Source organism: Segatella bryantii (genome assembly GCF_022024215.1).
In the GTDB taxonomy this organism is placed as follows: domain Bacteria; phylum Bacteroidota; class Bacteroidia; order Bacteroidales; family Bacteroidaceae; genus Prevotella; species Prevotella bryantii.
Genome location: NZ_CP091797.1, coordinates 56272 through 77500 on the forward strand (window position 1 = coordinate 56272; position 21229 = coordinate 77500).

Genomic DNA, 21229 nt, shown 5'->3' on the forward strand with positions numbered 1-21229 from the left:
ATGCAGTAAATGTAAATAACAAGATTGCTGCTGGTAAGTAAAGACAATGCTGTTCACCTTAAGGTGCAGCTTTCGTAGATAATTCTTTTAAACGATATAGTAATCGGATTCCTTTTGGAATTCGATTTTTTTGTTATTAGCCCTTATCTTTTTATAATAAAAATACTCCCATCTTACTTCATTTCCTTTTTTAGCGGACAGCAGTAATCATTTTTTCAATCGAATAGAACCAATATATGTAAATGACTGTTAATTTGTCTCTGGTCGTATACGATATTTATTAATAGCTGTTAATAAGTATATTTAATCGTTTGCGATGAAGAATATTATTTGTATCTTTGCATCGTAAGCGATAGTAGAATTAAAATCCATTTAAAGGAATAGAAGACAATAACACCAACACAATTCTATTATATATCGAAAAGCTCAGGAAATTTTTCATCTCCTGGGCTTCTTAATTTTCTAGTCTTCTTTCATTTTTTACATAAAACGACTATCTTATAACATATATTCCATTATGTTGCCTGCTATTGATGTTTATATATAGTAATGCCTTTAGAAACAAATCGTTTCATCAAGTTCCATCATTTGTCTTACTAAATGCCATGATATATATTTTACCCTCGAACAAAAGCATAGCTCCATAAGGGCGAACACGTGGCTGGCTCTATACCATTGTTTTAAAGTCGCCAAAATGTTTTCGGCAACTTCTGTTGGTCTTTATCCAATGCTTACCTTGTACTATTCTCCACCATACCGTACAAAAAATCGATGTCAACAATACGAAGTTCTGTCTTACCTTTAGCAGTTAGAGTTTCTTGGAATGTATCAGCTTTGCCGCCTGCTAACTCTGCCGTATCACCCGTTGCCTTCTGTGTCTTGGTATTGCCTAACATCTTGATGGTGATGGTTTTAGCAGATACAGGCTTATCAATATTAATATGCACATAGCCCAAGGTAGGGTAGGTCCAACCTCTCCAGATTTCTTTTCCGTCAGCATAGATAGCTAATGGATAGTATTTGTCGCGCCAACCAGTTAATTTGAGGGTAATTTCATCGATAGCAGTTTGTTGTTCCAGCTGGTAGGTAATCCAGGCGTTTTCTAGTTTCCCGTCACTTTTCCATTCTGTTAATTCGTTGTCATCACAACTTAGCGCAGCTTCAGCAGCATTGCTTCCTGCCTCTACTCCGACAATGGCGACGGTCTGTCGAATATCGGTATAGGATGGTGTGTTAGGCGTTTCACCTCGTTTCAGGTTGCTGGCCAGTGTCAGTCCAGGATTGTAATGCTGCTGGTCTATTGATTCCGTTTGAAGTTTTAGCGATACTGGCTGCATACCATCCGCGCTTGCAGTAAGCTGAAGGATACCCGGTTTTGTTGTAGAACGAACCATAATACGATTAATACCACATTCTACGGGTAAGGTCATACTGTTAATGAAGTTGTCTACAGTATTTTGCTTGTTGTTTGACATGGCGATACCACCAATCCATTCCCCTTCGCCCTTTTGCGTAAAGGTTATCATACGATTGTCGAGAGGGCAACGATGTCCTTGAGCATCAACGATTTCCACATCAATGAGAGCAACATCAGCTCCGTCGGCTTTGAAGCCTAAAGGATTCAGGATAGGTGTGAGTTTGATATGGTCGGGTTTACCCGCAGTCTCCAATGTATATCGACTTACTTCCTTGCCTTTGATATAAGATACAGCCTCAAGTTTACCAGCTTCATAGTGTACACCCTGGAAAGTAAAGAGATATTCATCAGAGCGCTTGCCGCGACCAAGAGATTTGCCATTGAGGAATAGTTCTACTTCATCGCCCGTACTGACTACATATTCCGTCTTAACAGTACCGGCAGGATAATTCCAGTGACCGATAATATATGTGCCGTTTTGCTCTGGGGTAACCCAACCATTCCACATCACCTGATGAGCAAAGTAAGAATCTTTGGGTATACGCATCGCGTCAGTAACACCACTGGTGCGATAATTGGCCTCACCGCGATGGTGTGTGTTTGTATCGGAGAATACAATCTTGACACCACCGCTGCTGACACGTTTTCCGGTACCTGGTCGCTCGATAAAATATTCATACCAGCGCTTCACCATAGACACAGCTAGTGAATCCATGTTATGGTTGTATTCTAAAGCCGGCTTGCCACGATAAAGCGGTCCGTCACCTTCTTTGTGGTATGGATAACTCTCGTCATCCCAGTATTTTCGTAGTCCCTCATCGCGATGATATTCCATACTCCACATCGGGTGGGTAGCACTCTTATTGATGTATAGCATTTCACCACCATATTCGGCTTCGGCTATATCGAGCATTTCTCGAGAACCGATGGCTCTTCCGCCATTGGGATCATAAGTGTCACGAATTTGACGTAATTCTATCATGTGTTCGCGTGAAATACTTTCGTTTCCCCCTTCATAGAAGAGGATGGATGGGTTGTTGCGATTATAAATAATGGCATCGCGCATCAGGAGTTTGCGTTGTTCCCATCGGCGACCGGTTACATCTTTCTCTGCATCACCAGCAGGCATAGCCTGAATGAGTCCTACTCGATCACAACTCTCTACATCTTGCTTCGATGGAGTGACGTGCATCCAGCGTACCACATTTCCGCCTGATTCTACCATCAGACGATTGCTATAGTCACTTAACCAGGCTGGAATGTCTATACCTACACCCGGCCACTCATTGCTTGTACGTTGGGCATACCCATGAACCATCATGCATCGGTCATTAAGCCAGATTTTACCTTCACCAAACTGGGTTTTGCGAAAACCTGTGCGAATGGTATTTTCATCGATAGGGCTACCATCTTCATTCTGAAGGATTGTTTTTACGGTATAGAGATAGCCATAGCCCCATGACCAGAAATGCGCATGATGAAGTACTCCCTTTGCATTGACAGACGTAGTCTCTCCGGGTTGAAGGGTATATTTCTTGCCCTTGAAATGAGCAACTTCTTTACCATTCGCATCAAGTACTTTACAGGCATAGACAAAGGTTCGAGCTTGAGAATCCTCGTTTCGTACTTGGCTTTCTGCATGTACCGTTACTTGTTTGCCTGCCGTGTCGTAGTCGGTACCATAGACATATACCCCAGTAGTACCCAAATTACTATATAAAGGTAGAGTTTGATAGAGTAAATCTGTTTGATGCAGCCATACATTCTTGGTTATTCCACCATAGTTGGCATTAAAGTTTTTATCGTTCCATTGGTACCGCTGGTTGGTAGCGCGCTCGTGATAGTTCCAGTCATTATCGACACGAACGGCTAAAACATTCTTTCCTTTTTTAATAAACGGAGTGAGATCATATCCTGACGCCATGACACCATTTTCTGATAGTCCGATATGATGGCCATTAAGATAAAAATCAGCCGCGAAGCGTACTCCTTCGAACTCTATGAAATATTTTCGATTTTGAATTTCGTTTATCGTAAAATGCTTACGATACCAGATAATGGTATCCGATAGATTTTCGATACTTACTCGAAAGGCTTCCTGTCGGTTGAAAGCGTAAGGTAAGGTTACTTTTTTCCAGTTCTTGTCTTTGTAAGTTACAGACTGTGCTTCAGGAAAGTCACCCACCTGCATTAGCCACCCGCCATTGAAGTTCAGTTTTTCTCTTTCTATAGCCGAGATATTACCAGAAAGTAATAGCACGATAAGAAGTGAATAAATCTTTTTCATGTATTATTTGATCTGTTTCTAAGATTAATTTACATGCAAAGATAGAAAAGATTATGATATTACACGTCATGTTTGTACATAAATTTATAATTTTTGATTTTTAGAAAATAAGAAAATAGGGCACACAAATAGTAAACTTATCACAGAGAATAGTAGTCCTCCTGTAACTCCTGTTGCAAAAGAAAACCAGAAAATCTCTTCTTGGCCGTCAAAGAAAAATGGAACTAACCCTAAGATAGTAGAGATAATTGTAAGAAGTACAGGTACAATTTTGTGATTAATGGCTTTTGTGTATAGGTGTACTAAATTGGTATTTTTATTTATTTTCTTCAAATATAGATATTGAGTTATAATATATAACATGGCATTTACCGTTATACCGCATAGCATGATTAATGATGCAAAACCGCCATCTCCAAACTCTACACCTGTAAAATAGAAAGTTAAAAATGTTCCTATTAAAGAAACAGGAATCATTGACACAACAACAATAGCCATCTTAATGGAGTCAAACTGAATAGAGCAAATGAAAAATATGATGACAACAACAAGAATGATTAACCCATATTTGCTTTTTTCTTTCTCTTGTTGAGCTATAGTTGTTGTGTCGCATTTATATCCTAATGGTAAAATACGATTAAAATGTTTTATCGTCGTTTCTAATATGTCAGAAATAAACATATACGACCCAACAATATTAAATGAAACACGAATAATAAATTCCTGGTTTTCACGAGGGATAAAATTATTTGCATTTCGCTTATATATATTCATATAATCTGTTGGAAAGACTTGATTTTCAAGAGAATTAAACTGTGCATGATTTAAATGCCATAAATCATTGTTCTTGTTTTCAATAGGTTTTAAGAAAATATTAAGATTTTGGTGATCATCGGTATATTTCCCAACATAAGTTTCTTTAAAGTAAGGAGAAATGCCATGATATAATGTATTTGCCTTTTCATTATAAATGGCAAGTTTTAATGTGTTATAGTCAATGTAATATTCGTCTTCCTGATGCTCAAATCCAGGGATTTCTATTTTTATATCGCTTATTCTACGATTTTTCTGAAGATATGCCGCCATATCTTCAGCATAATGATTTAGCTGTTCAAAGTTGAATCCGCTTATCGTTATATAATGATTTCCATTATCAGTATAGATAGAGTTACTAAATCCTTCATAACTAACACCATATGTTTTCCAGTCAGCCCCTCCTATAGTGATAAGTTTACTGATCAATTTTTTTTCAAGTTGGTAGGGGTAAGCACTATTCTTGATGTTATCTTTAAAAGTAACGTCAATGACAGCATTCGAACCAAATATCTGTGTCGTAAATTCTTTTATACCATTAAATTCTCGTAAATAATTCTCTACAAGTATTACTTTTTCATTTAATTGTGCCGCAGTAGAACCTGATGGCATTTTGCCTGAAATATGTAAAATTTTCTCTTGTTCAGATTCACGAACATGATCTGATATAGATTGCGAAAATAGATACATACTGCCACCAAGATAAGTAGTTAAAGGGTCTTTGCAAGTCCTGATGAAGAAATCGCTACCGAAAGTGTTATTGTATAGTTTTTCGTACCATTTAGCCTGGTATTGAGAATCAGGTGTATAGACATTCTCATCCGGTCCAATGCTGTCTGGAAGAGCAAATATAGGGATTCCGAATGCGTATATAAGAAAAATGATGAACCAGGCTCTATGACGGCATGCAAAGTATATGTATTTTGTGTAAAATCTGTTCCATTTGATGGTAGCTTGTCGCATCTTTATTCTATGACTTTTAGGGATATAATTCAACTGTTCGACAAGTGCGGGAACAAAAAGCAGGGCAACAACTAATGATGTTATGAGATTTATAATAATTACCCAACTAAAATCATATAGCATATCTTGTTTTTCTTTTGGTAGAAAGAAAATCACGATCAATGAGCCAATGGTAGTTAGTAAAGCAGCAAGAATGGCAAGAAATGCTTTTCTATTATGATAGTAGCTATAATGGTTCGTCATAATGATTACAGAGTCTATAATAAGTCCCATAGCAATCGTAATTCCAGCAAGTGAATACACATTTAGTTGAACATCACATAAAACATATCCGATGATCGATATCAGAATATTAGCCAATAAAGTAATTGATACTATTGCAAGGCATTTTAGACTTTGACTGGTAACTAATACAAAAAGAAGTAATATCAGAATAGCAGCAAGCGACCGATAGATAACTTTCTGAAGTTCTTTTAGGGGTTGTTCAGAAGCATCTGTAGCAAGTTTAGCTGTAAAGATACTTTTATTTTGTTCCAAAATATTTGTTACTTGATTTCTCAATCTTGAAGCTGTAGTTATTAGTTTACTATCACCAGCAACGTAAATATTAAGGTTAACAGTATTTTTACCATTAATTCTATAATAATTATCAGGTTCACGATATTTGTAGTGGAAAGATGCTAAGTCGTTGAGATATATTATTTTGTCTTCGACTTTTTTGATAGGCATTTCTCCTAATATGCGTGAGTATTTGTCAATCGTCAAATGTAAGGGGATGATTGACTGATGTTGGTCAGAGAATGTTCTTACAATATCACCGACAATTTCGTCTCGACCAATAAAGTTATTAATTCCTGCACCGATTTCTTCAGGTGTAAGGTGATATGCAGCTAATAATTGCGGATTATAGTTGATTTCAATATATTTTTCACGCGTACCTGTTACTTCTACTTTATTAACATCTTCTTCACATCTTATATTATTAACGAGTAACTGCTCCACCATATTCTTCAGTTGCTCAGGTGGCATGTCTGCATTTATCTCATAGGAAAGAAGGAGTTTTTGTTCGTTATGTGTAGCGTGCGAATGTTCCATTTCGCCACCTCCCATCCATGGATACCATACACCTTGGGGTAAATGTTCATAGGTTTGTCGTAATAATGAAGCGATTTCAAATTTTACGGCATTAGGATTAGCATTTCTTTTTAAGGTAACTTGAATCTCACAGCCACCAAAGTATGAAGTAGAGCTAACACGTTCCACCCCTTTTATAGAAGAAATAACCCCTTCCATAGTTGATGTAACATTTTGCTCTACCACTTTTGCAGCCATGTTAGGCCATCCATAAGTAATAATTATATTTTTCCTTTGTTCTATTTGTGGTTTCTCGCCTATATTAACTAATGGAACCATTGCGGTACCAATAAGCATAAGTACTACAAACGAGAGGATGATAGAAAAAGACGATATTTTCATCTGCTTAGTTTGTTTTTATGTATCAGATAGTATGCTAATGGAACAAAGAATACACTAACAAGTGTTCCTACAATCATACCAATAATAATAACTAATGATAATGAGAATTGCATATCAGCCCCTATGCTACCTTTAGTCATAAAGGGTAACATCGAGAAGATCGTCGTTAATGAAGTCATTAAAATTGGCATTAGCCTATTTCTTCCAGCTAATAATAAAGCCCTTATTAAGGAAACTCCATTTTTGATATATCTATTTATGGTATCTATTTTCAAAATCGAATCATTGATAACGATTCCTCCCATAACAATAAAGCCTATCATTGACATCATATTTATGGTTTGGCCCGTTATGAATAGTATTGCCATAACAAAAAACATATCAATAGGTATTTCCAAAAGGATAATAAGTGGTGTTATTAAACTCTCAAATTGAGCAGCTAATATAAAAAATAGTAGCAATAATGATATCACTAATATAAATATAAGATGTTTCATGGCCTCACGGCTTGAGTAATAACTACCAGATGTACTGATTACTAAATTATTCATGTTTTTCTGTTTTACAGAAATATAATCAAGAATTTCTTTTATCTGACTATCTGTAGCATGGACGATAATAGGATAATAATCTCCATTTGTATTGCCATAGATGTGCTTGTAATCTCGAATTTTTCTTTCTTTAAGCAAATAATTTAAAGGTATATCTGTTCCATCAGCGTTCTTGATAGAACTTTCAAGAATGTCCTTTCTATTTTTTCTATTTAGTCCGATAATAATTGGTACAGAAACAGATCCATGATTAATTTGCAAAACATTATTTTTCCCAAGAAGATTTGTTATATGATTTTTTAATTGTTCATAGGTTACTCCATATGCCATTATTTGTTCAGAATTTACAACAAGTTGAATATTATCTTCTGTTACGACCGATGGGAAAGTGACATCTGGGAAATGGTAACGAAGTGAATCTATAAAAGCCTGGCTTTCATCGAAAGAAGGGTGTGTACCCAAAGGTGTCTGAAGGTTTATTTGTAGTTCTGGTTCATCTGTAGAAAAAATCATATTAAAAAGATTGCCTGAAGGAGAGAAGGAGATAGTTGCTTCAGGGTACTCTTCTTGTAAACTTGTCATAAGGCTATCTTTTAGTTTACTGTAATCAGATGTATTTTTGCAGCATAAATAAGTTAAAGATTCAGAAGAAGATATATCCTTGGTATGTGAAAGCAAAAAATCCTGTGTTCCTGTCATCTCTGTAGAAGCGGTTATCACGTTCTTATACTTTGCTATAAGACAAGCTGTTCTGCGATCACTTTCTTCGACCGAAATATTATCATTCCAGTCTATGTGCATCATTCCATCAGAATACTCAATATCAGGAAGCATTTGCTTATCTATAATTAAATATGTAATCAAGATTCCTGGGATGCAGATTAGAAATGCTAACATACAATATCCAGAATGACGTAACACCCATGATTCTATTCTATCATGTATTTTTAATAGCTTATTAAAGCTATGTGTATCTTTGGTTATTTTTTCCCCAAGTTTTTTATGAAGCCAAAAGAAATAAATAGGAATTACTGTAACAGAAACCAATAAAGAAGCAAATAAGGCCATTGTAACACCCATAGACTGGTCAAAGAACAAAGTACCAGCTATGCCTCCGATAAAAATTAGAGGTATAAAGATGCTGCATGTCGTAAGTACAGAACTTAATAGTGATGGGAACACTTCTTTTGTTCCTATAGCAATTGCTTCAACAAGTGATAGACCTTCTTCTCTTTTTTGAATGATATTATCAATAACAACAATAGAGTTATCAACAATCATTCCGACACCTAAAATTAATCCAGACAACGAAATGATATTCATGGTTATATGGGTTAATTTAAAGGATAAAATGGTAACCAAAAGCGAAAGAGGAATAGAAAAAGCGACCAATATCCCCACTCTCCAGTTTCTTAGAAAGAAAATAAGGATCAGGCATGTCATGATAATGGCAACCAGGAGATTATATTTCAAGTTGTTCATAGAGAACGAGAGAAGTTCTGTCTGATCGCGAGTGAGATTAAAACTGATCGTAGGATATTCTTTCTGAAGATTTTCTATAAGATCGCTTACTTCATTTTTAAGATCAGCCATTCTTGCATCACTTTGTTTTATAATAGCCAATGTAATACAGTTACGGCCATTATGTCTAATGATGTTCTTGGGAGAAGCTGGTATTTCTTCAATGTGGCATAGTTCACCTAATGGTATGATGCGCCCTTGGTGGTTGATAATAATTTTTTTGATGTCCTCGAGTGTGGTCAATTGACTATCAAAATGAATATGATAATGATAAGCTCCATCTTTTACAGATAAAGCTTCCAATTGAACGTTATTATCAGCTAAGGCTTTTTGTAGATCAGACTCTGTTAATCCTAAAGACTGCAAGGTGTTGAGGTCAGGGGTGCACAGAATTTCAGTTGTTGCAAGTCCGCTAACATCAATCAGTGCTGTTGATGGTAGTTGTTCAAAGCGCCTTACAATGATGTCTCTGGTAAAGTCAGATAGTTGAGAGAATTTGTGGTTCGTATTGGATAAAGTTGACTCTTGTTTCACAGAAATGTCAAGGTAGAATGCCGGTATGTCCATAGAAGTAGCCTTAATTACTTTGGGCCTTTTCATCTCTTTAGGCATACTACCCATAGCCATGTCTATTTTTTCATTCACATTAACAAAAGCAACATCGATGTTACTGCCAGGAACGAATTGCAAGCAGATTGTACCAATGTCCATTTTTGAATCACTCTGAATACTGGTAAGTCCTTCTAACTGCGATAGTTGCTGTCGAATAGGAGCAATAGCTCTCTTTTCGATTTCATTTACTGATGCTCCCGGCATTTCAACCTGTACAGTTATTCGTGGAATATCTATGTCAGGCATCAATGAAATGGGGATATCACATAAAGATACAATACTTACGATGATTATCGCAAGGATAGCCATGCTTGTGGCAATAGGTTTATGTAAAAGATATTTAATCATTGTTTATCTTTCCTTCTACGTATTTTAATCTTAGTTCCATCGGCAAGGTTCAGATTTCCTGTAGTGATAATAGCATCACCAGTATTTATTTCTGTTCCTTTTACTTGATTCCCAGTTATGGCATAATAGTCAGCATTGCTATGAGCGATATCTACATAAGTCCAGATTGCTTCACCTTGTGAATAGACAAAGACGACATGATAACCATCACGTTCGACAACAGCATCTTTAGGTACAACAAATGAATTTGGAATCTTACTTTCAATAATGATTTTTACATTCATTCCATCAATAAGTGTGTGAGTATTATTAGGTATCCTTGCTTTTATTCTTACCAGGCCATTATTATTTATCGTAGGGTTTATGCTTGTTATCTTACCTGTATATATACGTTGTTCATCAACCAATAAACTTATTTTTACTTCTTGATTGATGTGTATATTTTTAAGTTCAGCCTCCAATACATCAAATGAAACATCCATCATGGCATCGTTAATAAGAGTGCATAGTTTTTCTATTCGTTGATATCTTGCATTAGTAAGGTCGGCAATGCGTCCACTGTAAGGCGCGTATAAATTACATTTTGCCAGATGTTGTTTTGCAGATTGTACTTCATATATAGCAGAGTAATAGCCACAAGTGGCTTTTGTGCGCTTTAATAAGTCTTCTGGTATCTTATCTGTTATCCCATTATATCCCAGTCCTATTAATTTGTCTGATAGTTCAACATTAGCCCTTGCTAAATCCTTTTGTGCGCGGGCTAGTTGCAATAGATATTCACTTTTATCAGTTTCTGCTAACAACTGTCCTGCTTTTACATAAGCTCCATTTTTTATATGTATAGCAGATACAATTCCTCCGTTTATAAAAGATAAATCACTTTTTTCAATGGCTTCAAGTTTTCCATTACAAATAATTTGTTTATTGAATATAGAAGGATACAGTTTCATCGTATCTGCATATATTTCAGCTTTGTTTTCTATATTGTTCATATTCATGTTATGTGTCTTTTTGCCATTATTACATGAGGTTATAATAGCCAATAGTAATAGTAAAGAATATATTTTTATCATAACTCTATTTTTTATTTCATATTTATAATTTTATCAAAATCGGCCGTAACATTATAATTGCCAATCCAATCATATAGCGTTGATTTTTTCAGAGTATAATAATTTACCCAGTATTTTTCAAGCTGTGATAAATATTGATACTTCGCACTCTCTTGTTCCTGCATAGCAGTGTTTAGGTCGGTAACCGTTATGTTTCCTGCTTCAAATCGTTTCTTGGTTATATGATAGCGTTCTATCGAAATATCTTGTGCCCTTTGTGATGTTTTGCATTGTTCTGACTGGAGATTGAATTGTATAACTTGTCGCTTCATCTCTTGAATGTATGAACTTTGTTTCTGCTCCATTTGAGTTTTTGCTAATTCAAGATTAGATTCTGCAACTTTTACTCGTCCCTTTTGAACCCCCCAGTCAAAAATTGGCATTGATAATGTGAGACCAATAATTTCATTGTCTTTCATATGGCTATATGCACCTTTAAAATTGTCAGCAGTATTCGATATTCCTGCTTGCAATGATAATTGCATTTGAATTCCTTTTGCCGATTTTGCCTGAGCCAAATTCTGTTTTGCCGTGAGTAGAGTTAATTCTTGTTCTATACTATTTGACGAATTTTTTATGGCAATTTGAAGAGCGTCATTAGAATTGATAATGATATTAGGAATGTTATTAGGAGCCACTAAGTTAACTTCTTTATAATCACCTATTCTTAAATAAGAAAAGAGGTCAAAGAGACATTCTTCCATTTCTGTTTCAGAAGAAGTAAGAGCAACTTGGGCATTGAGCATCGAAAGTTCCAGTTGTAAAAGGTCGCTTTTAGTGATGGTACCCAAATTCAGTCTTTTTTGAGATAGTTCATACATCTTTTTGAGATCTTCATATTTACTAACATTTTGTTTGTGGTTAGCTTGAGCTATAATTGCAGAGAAGAACAATCTAGTCGTTTGTATGGAAATCTCTTCCATTGCCTCCAAAAAATTACGTTTTGCCTTATCAAATTCTTTAGGTGATGATTTCTTGCGCCATTTCATCTCGTTATAAGTGCGAAGTGGTTGGGTATAAGAAATTCTAAATGGTTGTGAATAAAAGGTAGAAGTCTTATAATCAAATTGATACAGGTGATTAAGTACAGATTGTAGAGACAAGACACCTCCTAAAGATGTTATCTGTTGATCGATAGATAATGTGAGTGCATTATTTAGTGAATTATTATCTACATAATTGATTTTTCCATCTTCAAAATTTCTTGCTTCAACCTTTGAATGATCGAAATTCATTAAATCTCCTTGTAGATTTACGGAAGGTTTTAATTCTGCCAGAAAAGATCTATAGGTCCAATAGCTTGATTTATAACTAAATCGAGCTAATTGTGCATCAAACGAATTGCTCTGGGCAATCTTAATAGCGTCGCTTAATGTAAATAAGTTTTCTGACTTAACAGAACAAATAGGTATTTCGAACAAACAAGCTAAAACTACGATATATTTTTTCATTCCCTCCATATTTCAGTACTATTCTAACATTTTTCAATGTATAGCGAAATGATATATTATCCCCCTTCATATCTATTTTATTTCAAATGACATAATAACTGGATTATCTCCACTTTTTGCATCAGAAAGAAGTTTCTTAAATCCGTTGTGTTTAACAAATTTTGGATTAATGTAACTTTTTAAAGAATGCATATCAGCAAAAATTCCATAATATGTGTTTGAATCATTATACATGAGTTGGTCAGGTAGAGTCACATAATTAATAGGACCACTCCAAGAGGTTTCAATCAATAAGTTCTCTTTTGAAATTTTATCATAATAATAGGTCATGAGATTTTCACGAAAATCCTTGTCGCTTACAGCCATTTGGAACAATATGCCATTGTTGCTCTCCCAAAATGTATCTGAAGCTAAATAACTATAACTGCTTTTTTTCTCCGCATGTTGTGAATTTTTAAAATCCAATTCCTCATTCCTCATGCTCCATATACTATGCTTATTTTTAAAAATATAGGAAACGGAATATTGTAGTTTTTTATTTATATGATATATGGTATCAGAAAATAGAGGGGCAAATGTAATGCCACTGTTGGTCTCATATATATTATTTCTCATAGCATTCTTTTGTATTGGAAAAATCCTAAACCCCTTGCGTTTGAATTCTTTGCCGTTGGACACAAGTATCTGCCATGTTTCATCATCATTAAAATCATTGCCAAACAGCACATCATGAAAATACAAATTACCCATTTTCCTGACATATGGCGTTCCTATCAGTGAATTAATGCTCTTTACAAGTTTACCATCTTTCATAGAAAAGAAAAACAGTTTTTTCTGCATATCATCTATGCACATAATTAATTCTTCTTTTGGGAGAACTTGAAAGTCTCTAAGTAAGATATACTCATTGTGTCCATGTCCTTTTGCATCAATCATAAAAAGAAACTTGCCTGACTTGGAATTATAAACATACAGTTTGTCTTCACTTAAAAAGTAAAAACGATCTTTGTAGACTCGCATTTTCTCAATAGTACCGATTGGTACAGTATTATCTAATTTCGTAAAAGAGATATTGAAAGTCTTATTTTTAAAAAAGGCTTCCTCTGATATCTTAGTAGCACCATCAACATCAATATAGGTAGGCTTTGATGACGTTAATTTCATTTGTGGAATATGATCATAAGAAATTTTAAACTCATCATTATTCAAACTACATGATGTAAAAACAAATATTCCAGTAAATAAACTATAGAAAATATTTTTCATATATAAAATCAGGATTTTTGAATAGTGCAGGTATGAATTGCTCTGATTGCATATCTGTTACAATTCTTCTATTAAGCACACTATCACGTAATTCTAAAGCAGATTCTGCCATATTTCTATATATTGCAGAAAAAGTATCAGCATTTTGAGCATAGCGTGTACCATGATATGGCATGTTCTCTATAATGAAAACGGCCGACATGTATTTTAGTGGGTCTGGGTCATTTTTAAAATAATCTAATACTTTTACTAACTCTGAACGATTATTTCTTGCATTTGATAGCGCTTTATCTAATTCTCTTTTACAAGAACAAATAATTGCACAGATTGTAAAAATCAATATTGTGTATTTACACGGTGTCATATTATATATAGATTATTTTTTTGCAAAATTAAAGTATCTTTGTAATAATAATGAATGGAAATGTTTAAGCACTGTTAATTTATTTCATAGTTTTGTTAAATTGTAACATATCATAAAATTTTTGAAACATGAGCTAAAATGGATATTCTTATGGATGAAGATATTCTATTATTAGTCCGCTAAAAAATGAAAATTGATATGGTGCGTGTTCTCTGTGTCGGTAAATACTTATTATGCATACATTTTCGGAAATACAAACTTTATCTCCTTATTTTTTAGCGGACTTTATTGATAACTATTCAAAGTATGCTAGACTTGAAGATAGTTTAAAATGTTTTCTCATCAGTATTGATAGTAATCAGTTTATCGGTATTTATACTACTAATTCTTTAGTTTAAATTCAACTAGAACAGGATTATCTCCTTTCTTTGATTCTTTTATAATATCAAAAAGCTGCCCATTTTTCAGATAACCATATTTTAACAATACCTTATAATCGGACATGTCTCGGTAATATCCATAAAAAGAATTGTCGTCTGTAAAGCTTATAGAAAATGGAAAAATTCTATCTATCTTTTCCCTATATACTCCTGTTTGAATTTCATAAATGTTTCTTTTAACTTTATCATATAAATAATGCTTATTGTATATAGCATATTTGTCTCCATGCTTTAAACTAAAAATAATCCCATTTTTTGTTTCCATAAATGTTTCTGGAGATAAGTATGTATATGATTGCATTTGCAACATTTTTATTACTTGATTACTGTTAATTTTTTCATTTTTTTTTGACCATAAACTCTTTTTTTGTTTGACAACATATTTTGGATAATATGTTAAATTGTCATTTATGGAATATACCGTATCGGAATATAAAGGAATGAATGTTGCATAATGACTATGTTCGTATATGTTATTTTCCATAATAGCATGTTCTATTATTGGAGGCATAGAAAATTGTTTTGCTATCGTTTTCTTCCCATCGGTTACAACAATAAGATGACTATCTTCTAGATTCGCATCATTGCCATATAGTAAGGAATGGATATAATATTTTCCTATTTTTCTTGCAAATGGACTTGCAACAATTTCATCCATAGTTCCAAGACATTTTCCCGTGCGAAGAGAAAATTTAAATATTTTCTTTTCTTTATCGTCAATACCTAAAATTATATTCTCTTTTGGCAAGATCTGGAAGTCTCTGAGAACTATATATTCATTACGTCCATGTCCTTTGTGATCAATTGTTTTTAAATACTTTCCTTTGCCATTAAAAATGTAAATTTTATCGTTGGATAAAATGTAGAAATTATTTTTGTATTTTCTGATTTTTTCTATTTGTCCTAAAGGAACACTATTGTCCAGCCGAATATAATTCGGCTCAGTAACGTAATTGTGCATAAAATCCTGCTCAGTCAATACCTTAGAGTTACTTAAATCTATATTCTCCACCTTACACGTAAGCCTTTTTAACTCTTTCAAATGATCATAATCTACGTAACAGTCAGGCTTTGTATTGCATGAGGTGAGACAAATACCAATAAAAAAAATAACATTTATATACTTTGTCCAAATAAAAGTAGGAAGTTTAAGCTTCGTATTGTGATTCTGAACTATTTTATATTTAGAGTTAAAAATAAATATGGAGTATTTACACGGTGTCATATTATATATAGATTATTTTTTTGCAAAATTAAAGTATCTTTGTAATAATAGTGAATGAAAATGTTTAAGCTCTGTTAATTTATTTCATAGTTTTGTTAAATTGTAACATATCATAAAATTTTTGAAACATGAGCTAAAATGGATATTCTTATGGATGAAGATATTCTATTATTAGTCCGCTAAAAAATGAAAATTGATATGGTGCGTGTTCTCTGTGTCGGTAAATACTTATTATGCATACATTTTCGGAAATACAAACTTTATCTCCTTATTTTTTAGCGGACTTTATTGATAACTATTCAAAGTATGCTAGACTTGAAGATAGTTTAAAATGTTTTCTCATCAGTATTGATAGTAATCAGTTTATCGGTATTTATACTACTAATTCTTTAGTTTAAATTCAACTAGAACAGGATTATCTCCTTTCTTTGAATTCTTGATGATATTATATAACTTGCCTTTTTTTAGTAGATTTGAATCCAATAAAAACTTATAAACGGATATGTCTTGATAGTATCCATAAAAAGAATTATCTGCTGTAAAGCTTAAAAAAGTAGGGAATACTCGATCTGTTTTTTCCTTGAACATACCAGTTTCAAGTTCGTATATATTTTTTTTGATTTTGTCATAAAAATAATATTTATTTGAGAGCCCATAATTATTTCCTATGGATAAACCTAAAATAATCCCATGCTTTGCTTCCATAAACATTCCTGGTGATAAATATGTATATGATTGTGTTTTGAGCATGTCGGAAACTTGCTGATATTTTATACTTTCATTTTTTTTGGACCATATACTCTTTTTTTGTTTGACAACATATTTCGGATAATATGTTAAATTATCATTTATGCAATATACCGTATCTGAATATAACGGAATGAATGTTGCATAATGACCATGTTCGTATAAGTTATTTTCAACGAAAGCGTTCTCTGTTATTGGAGGCATAGAAAATTGTTTTGCTATCGTTTTCTTCCCATCGGTTACAACAATAAGATGACTATCTTCTAGATTCGCATCATTGCCATATAGTAAGGAATGGATATAATATTTTCCTATTTTTCTTGCAAATGGACTTGCAACAATTTCATCCATAGTTCCAAGACATTTTCCTGTGCGAAGAGAAAATTTAAATATTTTCTTTTCTCTATCGTCAATACCTAAAATTATATTCTCTTTTGGCAAGATCTGGAAGTCTCTGAGAACTATATATTCATTACGTCCATGTCCTTTGTAATCAATTGTTTTTAAATACTTTCCTTTGCCATTAAAAATGTAAATTTTATCGTTGGATAAAATATAGAAATTATTTTTGTATTTTCTGATTTTTTCTATTTGTCCTAAAGGAACACTATTGTCCAACCGAATATAATTCGGCTCAGTAACGTAATTGTGCATAAAATCCTGCTCAGTCAATACTTTAGAGTTACTTAAATCTATATTTTCCACCTTACACGTAAGCCTTTTTAACTCATTCAACTTATTATAATCTACATATCCTTTGGGATTTGTATAACACGAAGTAAGTAAAGTTCCCAAAAAGAAAAATAAGAAGATATATTTTTTCATTTTTTTATGTTTAGTATTATTACAGTTCTGTTAAGGCAGACAAATGGAATAAAAGCTATATCCCAAGTACCTCCCTTTTGGGGTGTCATATCGTCTAAAATTTATTTAATTTTGAATGATACTAGTACTGGATTGTCTCCAGTTTTGGCCTCTTTTACAATTTTTTGAAGTTTTTGATTTGAGATTAAATTCGGATTCATCATTTTTCTATAGTTTGCAACGTCTGTGTAGTAACCATATATTTCATCGTTATATACAAAAGAATTTTGTATTGGAAAGATTACGTTTATTCCTTGTCCGTACCAGCCTGTTTGAATTTTAAATGTCTTTTTCTTTTGTTTATCATAAAAATAGTGTTCTATGAATTCTCCATCTTGCTGCCCTTCTTCTAGTTCAAATACGATTCCTTTAGTTGTTTCGAAAAACATATCGGCAATTAAGTATGAATATTTCTGTTTTTTCATGATGTTACGTACATCCTCAAAACTTAGTTTTTCATTCTTTTTCTCCCATAGACTATTATCGTGTTTTACAATATACTTATTGCTGTACGTAAAGTCTTTATTTAAAGAGTAAATTGTATCTGAATATTCTGGGATATAATTCATATAGTCCTTATACTCGTATAGATTATTTGCACCATCTGCTTCTTCGCTAATTGGAAACATTTTAAATTGCTTTGCTACAATTTTTTTTCCATTTGTTACTACAAGTTGCCATGTTTCATTTTCATTCCAATCATTATTAAAGTGAACAGAATGATAAAAATGACCATTGAACTTTCTTACAAATGGTGTACCTATTATTTCATCAGAAACCTTGAGAATTTTTCCAGTTTCAAGAGAAAAAGTAAAAATTTTCTTTTCTAAATCGTCAACGGCAATAATACTTTTTTCTTCAGGAATAATTTGAAAATCTTTTAAGCATATATATTCTTTATGTCCATGCCCCTTGTAATCTATTGTTTTCAAATATTTCCCATTTGTTTTAAATATATAAATTCTGTCATTGCTTAAAATATAAATGCGTTCTTTATATCTTCTAATTTTTGTGATTGCCCCCAAAGAAATTTTATTGTCAAGTTGTATAAAATTAATGTCAGATGTATGTAAATCAAAAAAGTCTTCTTCAGAAACAGGATTGCTTCTTTTCACATCAATGATTTCAGTTTTTGCTCTTTTCTTGGAAATAGTTTTAATATTATCGTATGAAATGTATCCTTCAGGTTTGTTAGAGCATGATAGACAGATAATAGAAGCGATCGTTATAAAACACAGGTTTTTCATTTTGATGATATTTATGATATTAAATTTATTTATGCGACTATTTACTAATATGATTTTTTACAAAAAAGAAGTTGGCAGTCTTTTCTGCATTGTCAAGGTCTATTATTTGGTATTTTTCTTTTTCTAGCAGCAAGGCTGGTACATTGTCGTAGTCGTTTTCATTATCTTTGTGCAAATTACATGCAGCAAACAAAATAATACAACAAACAAATATTATAAGGTTTTTCATTGTTAAAATGGTCTTATAATTTTATTCTATTTTTTAGATCAATGATTTATACGTATAGTAATGAACAGGTTTATTTGTTTTCATGAGTTGATAATTTTTGCATAAATTTTGGGCAAAAGTATAAAATCTTCATTGTAATAGTTGATATGGATGTTTAATTTTAGTTAATATGATTCGTAGATATGTTAAAATGTAACATGTAAAAAAGTATTTGATACAAGATGTAAAATAGATATCTTGCAGATTTCGCCTATAATCGATTTGACTGTCAAATAATTTATCAAAAAACAGTGTTTTCAAAAATCGTCATCTAGCTTAAAATATTCAACTTTTGGTCAGCCTGTTTGGACTTTTTTCTTCCCCTAGATTTTCTCTCCCGCCAAAACCCCAGCTCCTGGGGGTCGAAACCTAAGACTTTGTTCGCTAAACTCTATGACCTTATCGCGTCAACCCTAAGCTTTTGACCCCTAGGAGCTTGGGTTTTGGCGCCCTTTTTTTAAACCGATGAAACGCTAAATCTGTAACATGCTGATATTCAGATAGATACAAAAATTCTTCGAAATTCACGTATTTGAGGCATTCTTACATCGCAATTTCAAATACGCAAACCTCAGGAGGGTTCTTGTCCGTAAATTTCAAATCGGTTCTTTTGTTGTACATGTCGTAGTGGTATATATCTAACAATGGTAAAAGTAGTGCTGATGCCGTAAAACTTGTCGGGGAGTGTAGTAAGCTGCGTCAACCTGTTTCGTCACGCTGTTTCCGATGGTGACGGAAGTAGGGGCATCGCAATCAGAGAAAGACAGTCAGCCAATACTCGTCATGCTATTGCCGATTGTGGCGGATGTAAGGCCATAGCAACCAATGAATGCATAACTGCCAATACTCGTATAATTTGTAGGAGAGGGGAGGCTTAAAATTTATCTTCCTTTAATTATAGATATACCTCATTCTTTTTCTTTTAATATTATTCTCTCTATTATAAAATATTATTCTCTTTATATATTATAATGTGTACGTCCACGGGAGCAAGCTTCTGTTGTCAAAGAACGCGCAAAATCTTAGTTTTTTGCAATTTTTTCTTGAAAACATTTGGAGGTTATGGATATTTTGTATACCTTTGCACTCGCTTTCAAACAAACGGAAGCAGCCAAATAACGTTGGTTACGAGGCTTAAGAGAAAGAGTTCTTTGAAAAGATTACATAGACAGAGAAGTAGTACAAGAAGCGTTCACATATTATAGATATGTGTGAATGGGTAACAAAAACGAACCGTCAAGTTTAGTTTTTGTCCAGGCTTTAAACCGACTTCAATAAAAGGATAAGCGTCCTTGAAACAGAGACAAATCATCTATTCAATTAGATATTCAAAGATATTTTACAATGGAGAGTTTGATCCTGGCTCAGGATGAACGCTAGCTACAGGCTTAACACATGCAAGTCGAGGGGTAACATGAAGAAAGCTTGCTTTCTTTGATGACGACCGGCGCACGGGTGAGTATCGCGTATCCAACCTGCCCATAAGTAGGGAATAGCCTTGCGAAAGTAAGATTAATGCCCTATGGTTTCCGTTAAAGACATCTGAGATGGAATAAAGATTTATCGCTTATGGATGGGGATGCGTCTGATTAGGTAGTAGGCGGGGTAACGGCCCACCTAGCCGACGATCAGTAGGGGTTCTGAGAGGAAGGTCCCCCACATTGGAACTGAGACACGGTCCAAACTCCTACGGGAGGCAGCAGTGAGGAATATTGGTCAATGGACGAAAGTCTGAACCAGCCAAGTAGCGTGCAGGAAGACGGCCCTATGGGTTGTAAACTGCTTTTTTAGGGGAATAAAGTTAGCCACGTGTGGTTATTTGCATGTACCCTACGAATAAGGACCGGCTAATTCCGTGCCAGCAGCCGCGGTAATACGGAAGGTCCGGGCGTTATCCGGATTTATTGGGTTTAAAGGGAGCGCAGGCCGTTTGGTAAGCGTGTTGTGAAATGTCCGGGCTCAACCTGGGCACTGCAGCGCGAACTGTCAGACTTGAGTGCACAGGAAGCGGGCGGAATTCGTGGTGTAGCGGTGAAATGCTTAGATATCACGAAGAACTCCAATTGCGAAGGCAGCTCGCTGTAGTGTTACTGACGCTAAAGCTCGAAAGTGCGGGTATCGAACAGGATTAGATACCCTGGTAGTCCGCACGGTAAACGATGGATGCCCGCTGTTTGCCCTTCGGGGTGAGTGGCTAAGCGAAAGCGTTAAGCATCCCACCTGGGGAGTACGCCGGCAACGGTGAAACTCAAAGGAA

Annotated in this window: 11 protein-coding genes and 1 rRNA gene (1 of these 12 cut by a window edge); 1 reads left to right on the plus strand and 11 read right to left on the minus strand. The window is 34.1% G+C overall.

The genetic code is table 11. The features are described 5' to 3' along the window. Nucleotides 1-731: 731 nt before the first annotated feature. The 11 genes from L6471_RS00185 to L6471_RS00235 form a co-directional block, all read right to left on the minus strand. A complete protein-coding gene (locus tag L6471_RS00185; protein WP_237796967.1) occupies nt 732-3704 on the minus strand; it encodes a glycoside hydrolase family 2 protein in 2973 nt (990 codons plus the stop codon). An 84-nt stretch (nt 3705-3788) separates the two neighbouring features. Further along, nucleotides 3789-6956 carry an efflux RND transporter permease subunit gene (locus L6471_RS00190; protein ID WP_237796968.1) on the minus strand — a complete coding sequence of 1056 codons (3168 nt, stop codon included), beginning with the start codon at nt 6954-6956 and terminating at the stop codon, nt 3789-3791. Continuing rightward, complete coding sequence (locus L6471_RS00195; protein WP_237796969.1) at nt 6953-9988, minus strand: efflux RND transporter permease subunit; 3036 nt, start codon at nt 9986-9988, stop codon at nt 6953-6955. Before L6471_RS00195 ends, L6471_RS00190 begins: the two co-directional genes overlap by 4 nt. Then, complete coding sequence (locus L6471_RS00200; RefSeq protein WP_237796970.1) at nt 9985-10986, minus strand: efflux RND transporter periplasmic adaptor subunit; 1002 nt, start codon at nt 10984-10986, stop codon at nt 9985-9987. The genes L6471_RS00195 and L6471_RS00200 overlap by 4 nt, the downstream gene beginning before the upstream one ends. Before the next feature lie 86 nt (nt 10987-11072). Beyond that, complete coding sequence (locus L6471_RS00205; protein ID WP_237796971.1) at nt 11073-12560, minus strand: TolC family protein; 1488 nt, start codon at nt 12558-12560, stop codon at nt 11073-11075. 63 nt (nt 12561-12623) lie between these two features. Continuing rightward, nucleotides 12624-13817: a 6-bladed beta-propeller gene (locus tag L6471_RS00210; RefSeq protein ID WP_237796972.1), complete on the minus strand. Its 1194-nt coding sequence runs from the start codon at nt 13815-13817 to the stop codon at nt 12624-12626. Further along, nucleotides 13798-14157 (minus strand): hypothetical protein, encoded by a 360-nt coding sequence (locus L6471_RS00215; protein WP_237796973.1) that lies wholly within the window; start codon nt 14155-14157, stop codon nt 13798-13800. Before L6471_RS00215 ends, L6471_RS00210 begins: the two co-directional genes overlap by 20 nt. Nucleotides 14158-14562: 405 nt before the next feature. After that, nucleotides 14563-15633 carry a 6-bladed beta-propeller gene (locus L6471_RS00220; RefSeq protein WP_237796974.1) on the minus strand — a complete coding sequence of 357 codons (1071 nt, stop codon included), beginning with the start codon at nt 15631-15633 and terminating at the stop codon, nt 14563-14565. 594 nt (nt 15634-16227) lie between these two features. Further along, nucleotides 16228-17418 carry a 6-bladed beta-propeller gene (locus tag L6471_RS00225; protein ID WP_237796975.1) on the minus strand — a complete coding sequence of 397 codons (1191 nt, stop codon included), beginning with the start codon at nt 17416-17418 and terminating at the stop codon, nt 16228-16230. A gap of 101 nt (nt 17419-17519) precedes the next feature. Continuing rightward, nucleotides 17520-18704, minus strand: coding sequence for a 6-bladed beta-propeller (locus L6471_RS00230; protein WP_237796976.1), 1185 nt, complete (start codon nt 18702-18704; stop codon nt 17520-17522). Between the two features lie 37 nt (nt 18705-18741). Then, complete coding sequence (locus tag L6471_RS00235; RefSeq protein WP_237796977.1) at nt 18742-18933, minus strand: hypothetical protein; 192 nt, start codon at nt 18931-18933, stop codon at nt 18742-18744. A gap of 1380 nt (nt 18934-20313) precedes the next feature. Between L6471_RS00235 and L6471_RS00240 the strand changes: the two genes are divergently transcribed. After that, nucleotides 20314-21229 (plus strand): 16S ribosomal RNA (locus tag L6471_RS00240); it runs 614 nt beyond the window's last position.

Bases quoted from the DNA above. Each gene is read 5' to 3' on its own strand.
- L6471_RS00185 (WP_237796967.1), bottom strand. From the start codon at position 3,704: ATGAAAAAGATTTATTCACTTCTTATCGTGCTATTACTTTCTGGTAAT.
- L6471_RS00190 (WP_237796968.1), bottom strand. From the start codon at position 6,956: ATGAAAATATCGTCTTTTTCTATCATCCTCTCGTTTGTAGTACTTATG.
- L6471_RS00195 (WP_237796969.1), bottom strand. From the start codon at position 9,988: ATGATTAAATATCTTTTACATAAACCTATTGCCACAAGCATGGCTATC.
- L6471_RS00200 (WP_237796970.1), bottom strand. From the start codon at position 10,986: ATGAATATGAACAATATAGAAAACAAAGCTGAAATATATGCAGATACG.
- L6471_RS00205 (WP_237796971.1), bottom strand. From the start codon at position 12,560: ATGGAGGGAATGAAAAAATATATCGTAGTTTTAGCTTGTTTGTTCGAA.
- L6471_RS00210 (WP_237796972.1), bottom strand. From the start codon at position 13,817: ATGAAAAATATTTTCTATAGTTTATTTACTGGAATATTTGTTTTTACA.
- L6471_RS00225 (WP_237796975.1), bottom strand. From the start codon at position 17,418: ATGAAAAAATATATCTTCTTATTTTTCTTTTTGGGAACTTTACTTACT.
- L6471_RS00230 (WP_237796976.1), bottom strand. From the start codon at position 18,704: ATGAAAAACCTGTGTTTTATAACGATCGCTTCTATTATCTGTCTATCA.
- L6471_RS00235 (WP_237796977.1), bottom strand. From the start codon at position 18,933: ATGAAAAACCTTATAATATTTGTTTGTTGTATTATTTTGTTTGCTGCA.